This window comes from Streptomyces sp. NPDC004647 (assembly GCF_040609575.1).
Taxonomy (GTDB): Bacteria; Actinomycetota; Actinomycetes; order Streptomycetales; family Streptomycetaceae; genus Streptomyces.
Map to the genome: position 1 here is coordinate 1 of NZ_JBEXKU010000169.1, position 4,665 is coordinate 4,665.

At 73.9% G+C, this 4,665-nt stretch carries 1 protein-coding gene; it reads right to left on the minus strand.

From position 1 onward, the window contains the following. Nucleotides 1–4,643 (minus strand): type I polyketide synthase (locus ABZW18_RS34220; protein WP_356195284.1); only part of this gene is annotated, 4,643 nt, incomplete at its 3' end. Nucleotides 4,644–4,665: the final 22 nt, after the last annotated feature.

Genomic DNA, 4,665 nt, shown 5'->3' on the forward strand with positions numbered 1-4,665 from the left:
AACTCCGCATCCCCGCCCCACACCACCTCCCCCAGCCCCGACTCCAACTCCCCCAACACCCCATCAAACGCCTCCGCAAACACCGGAAACGCCTCGTACAACCCCCGGCCCATCCCCAAACGCTGCGCACCCTGCCCCGTGAAGAGGAAGGCGCTCAGGCCGCTCGAGTGATCGGTGCCGGTGATGACCTCCCGGCTCTGTTCGCCCGCGGCGAGGGCCGTCAGGGCACGCAGCGCGGTGGCGTGGTCGTCGGCCAGAACCGCCGCGCGGTAGCCGAGCTTGGCGCGGGTGGTGGCCAGGGAGAACCCGAGGTCGCGCAGGCGCAGTTCCGGGTCGCTCGCGAGCAGGTAGCGTAGCCGGGCGGCCTGCGCGGGCAGCCTTCTGGCCTGCTGTGCGGAGAGGAGGAGCGGGACCGTGGCGGGGCCCTGCTCCGGCGGCTGTCCCTCGGCGGTGCGCGGGGCGTCCGGCGCCTGTTCCAGAATGATGTGCGCGTTGGTACCACTGAGGCCGAAGGAGGAGACGGCGGCCCGGCGGGGCCGGTCGACGCGCGGCCAGTCGCGGGCCTCGGTCAGCAGGCGTACGGCGCCGGACTCCCAGTCGACGTTCGGCGTCGGCTCGTCGACATGCAGGGTCTTGGGCATCACGCCGTGCCGCAGCGCCTCGACCGTCTTGATGACGCCGCTGACGCCGGCGGCGGCCTGGGCGTGCCCGATGTTGGACTTGATCGATCCCAGCCACAGCGGCCGGTCCTCCGGGCGCCCCTGCCCGTACGTCGCCAGCAGTGCCTGGGCCTCGATCGGGTCGCCGAGCCGGGTGCCGGTGCCATGGCCCTCGACGAGGTCGACATCGGAGGCGGTGAGTCCGGCCGCGGTCAGGGCCCGCTGGATGACGCGCTGCTGCGCGGGCCCGTTGGGAGCGGTGAGCCCGTTGCTGGCACCGTCCTGGTTGATCGCCGAGCCGGCGATGACCGCGAGGACCGGATGGCCGTTGCGGCGGGCGTCCGACAGCCGCTCGACCAGGAGCAGCCCGACGCCCTCCGACCAGCCGGTCCCGTCCGCCGCGCCCGCGAAGGCCTTGCAGCGGCCGTCCGGCGCGAGGCCACGTTGTTGGCTGAAGTCGACGAAGATCTCCGGCGTGGGCATCACGGTCACGCCGCCGGCGAGCGCCATGCCGACCTCGCCCTGCCGCAGGGCCTGGCACGCCATGTGCAGGGCGACAAGCGACGAGGAGCAGGCGGTGTCGACGGTGACCGCGGGGCCTTCCAGGCCGAGGCTGTAGGCGACCCGACCGGAGGCGATGCTGCCCGCGCTGCCGTTGCCGAGGTAGGCCGACAGGTCGTCGGGGGCTGCGCCGGGGCGGGTGCCGTAGTCGTGGTACATCACGCCGACGTACACACCGGTCTGGGTGCCGCGCAGCGACGACGGGTCGATGCCGGCCCGCTCGATCGCCTCCCAGGAGCCCTGGAGCAGCAGCCGCTGCTGCGGGTCCATGGCGAGTGCCTCGCGCGGCATGATCCCGAAGAACTCGGGGTCGAACTCGGCGGCGTCGTGCAGGAAGCCGCCCTGGACGGTGTACGTCTTCCCCGGCGTGCCGGGCTCGGGGTCGTAGAGGGACTCGGCGTCCCAGCCACGGTCGCCGGGAAAGCCGCCGACCGCGTCCCGGCCCTCTTCCACCAGCCGCCACAGGTCCTCGGGTGACCGCACGTCGCTGGGGAAGCGGCAGCCGATGCCGACGATCGCGATGGGCTCATCGGCCGCTGTCCGGTCGGGCAGCGCGGGGGCGGCGGGTACGGCGGCTGCCGTGCCGCCGAGGTCCAGCCGCGTCTTGACGTATTCCGCGACGGACCGCGAGCTGGGGTGGTCGAAGACCAGGGTGGCGGGCAGCCGCAGACCGGCGGCAGCGCCGAGCGCATTGCGCAGCTCGACCGCGGCCAGCGAGTCGAATCCCAGCTCCTTGAACGCCCGGTCCGGCCCGACCGATTCGGTGCTGTCGTGGCCGAGTACGGCCGCGACATGGGTGCGGACCAGTTCCAGCAGGGCGTGGTCCCGCTCGGCTTCGGTCAGTCCGGCGAGTTGCTGCTGGAAGGCCGAGCCGCCGACGGCTTCGCCGACCGCCTGGACGGTGCGGCGCGCGGGGCCGCGGACCAGGCCGCGCAGCAGTGCGGGCAGCTCGTCGGCGCGGGAGCGAAGGGCGGCACGGTCGATACGGACCGGGACGGTGTGCGCCGCACCGATGCGCACGGCCGCGTCGAAGAGCGCGAGCCCTTCGGCGGCGTCCAGCGCGGGCATGCCGAGCCGCCGCATGCGGTCCAGGTCGGCGTCGGTGAGCGGACCGCCGAGGCCCGTGTCGACGGCCCACATGCCGAACGCGAGGGCGGTGGCGGGCAGGCCCTGGGCGCGGCGGTGGTGGGCCAGGGCGTCCAGGAAGACATTGGCCGCCGCATAATTGGCCTGGCCCGCGCCGAGGACGAGTCCCCCCGCGGAGGAGAACAGCACGAACGCGGACAGCTCCAGGTCGCGGGTCAGCTCGTGCAGATGCCAGGCGGCGTCCGCCTTCGGACGCAGCACGTTCACGAACCGGTCGGGCGTCAGGGTGCCCACCAGTCCGCTGTCGACGACGGCCGCGGCATGGATGACGGCGGTGAGCGGATGCTCCGCGGGCACGTCGGCCAGCAGGTCGGCGAGCGCATCGCGATCGGTGACGTCACAGGCGGCGACGGCGACTTCGGCGCCGGACTCCTGGAGTTCCGCGCGGAGTTCGGCAGCGCCCGGGGCGGCGATGCCGCGGCGGCTGGTCAGCAGCAAATGGCGCACGCCGTGCTCGGCCACAAGGTGCCGGGCGACCTTGGCGCCCAGGCCACTGGTACCGCCGGTGATAAGGACAGTGCCGGTGGCGTCCCATGACACGGCCGGGGCCGGGACCTCGGGCGCGGGCGCCGCGGCGGGACTCAGCCGGGGGATCGCGCACTTGCCGTGGTGCACGGCGAGTTCGGGCTCGCCAGAGGTGGCGGCCGCCGCCAGGACGGCCAGGGAGTCGGCGCCACCGTCGGTGTCGATCAGTACGAACCTGCCGGGGTTCTCCGCCTCCGCCGCGCGCACCAGACCCCACACGGGCGCCTGGGCGAGATCGATGATGTCCTGCGGCCGGGCGGCCACGGCGTACCGGGTGACGATCGCCAGCCGGGACCCGGCGAACCGCTCGTCGGCGAGCCAGGTCTGCACGGTCGCCAGCACCTCCGCCGCTGTGGCGTGTACGGAGCCCAACAGCGCGGTGTCGTCGGCGTCATCGGTGGTGGCCGGGGCGACGGGGTAGAGGACGAGGTCCGGCACCACCCCGGCGGAAGCCACTGCTTCCAGGTCTCGGAACTCGGCTATTTCCGTGCCGAGTTCGGGGAGGCCGGGCAGGTGGCCGACCGTGCCGCGCACCGACTCCGGCAGCGGCAGCCCGCTCCAGCCCACGTGGAAGAGTGCATCCGATCGGCCGGTGTGCTCAGCGTCGGTCAGCTGCTCGTCCGACACGGGGCGCGAGACGAGGGACTCGACAGTGGCGACGGCCTGCCCGGAGGCGTCCGCGATCCACAGGGCCGACAGCTCGTCGCCGCGCACCCGCCGCAGTCGGACGCGTACGGTGTCGGCGCCCGCGCCGTGCAGGGTCACACCGCTCCAGGAGAACGGCAACAGCGTGTCGCCGCTGACCTCGCCCCGGGCGTCCAGCAGATCGGCATGCATCGCGGCGTCGAGCAGGGCAGGGTGGATACCGTAGCGAGCCGCCTCGCCGCGCGCCTCCTCGGGCAGCGTCACCTCGGCGAACACGTCCTCCCCGAGCCGCCAGGCCGCCTTCAGCCCCCTGAACGCCGGACCGTAGCCGTAACCCCGGTCCACCAGCCGCTCGTACACGCCCTCCACCGGCACCGGCTCGGCACCCGCCGGAGGCCACTGCACCAGGTCGAAGCCGGGTGCCGGGACGCCGGGCGCGAGCACACCGGACGCGTGCCGGGTCCACTCCCCCGCGTCCCGCTCGGGCCGCGAATGCACGGTCAGCGAGCGGGTGCCGGCCGCGTCCGCCTCGTTCACAGCCACCCGCAGCTGGACGCCACCACGAGCGGGCAGCACCAGCGGAGCCTCGAGTGTCAGCTCCTCCAGCCGGCCGCAGCCGACCTCGTCACCGGCCTGCACCGCGAGCTCCACGAACCCGGTGCCCGGAAGCAGTACCCGCCCCAGCACCTGGTGATCCGCCAGCCAGGTCGGCGAACCAGCCGCCAGCCGGCCCGTGAGGACGATTGCGTCCGAGTCGGGGGAGGTGACGACGGCGCTCAGAACGGGGTGGTCGATGGGCTGCAGACCCGCCGAGCCGACGTCGGCCGCGCCCGTCGCCGCGGCGTCGAGCCAGTACCGGCGGCGCTGGAAGGCGTAGGTCGGCAGATCCAGCTGTGCGACAGCCCGGCCGCCGTAGAACGCCGCCCAGTCCAGGCCCAGGTCCCGGACCCGGGCGTACATCCGCCCGGCCCCGGCGACCAGTTCCCGCCGCTCGTCACGGTCGCGGCGCAGCAGCGGTACGAAGGCGGCGTCGTTGTCGTCGGTCAGGCAGGACGGTCCCGTGGCCGACAGGGCGGCAGCGGGGCCGACCTCGACGAACGTCGTCACCCCGTTCTCCTCCAGGGCGCGC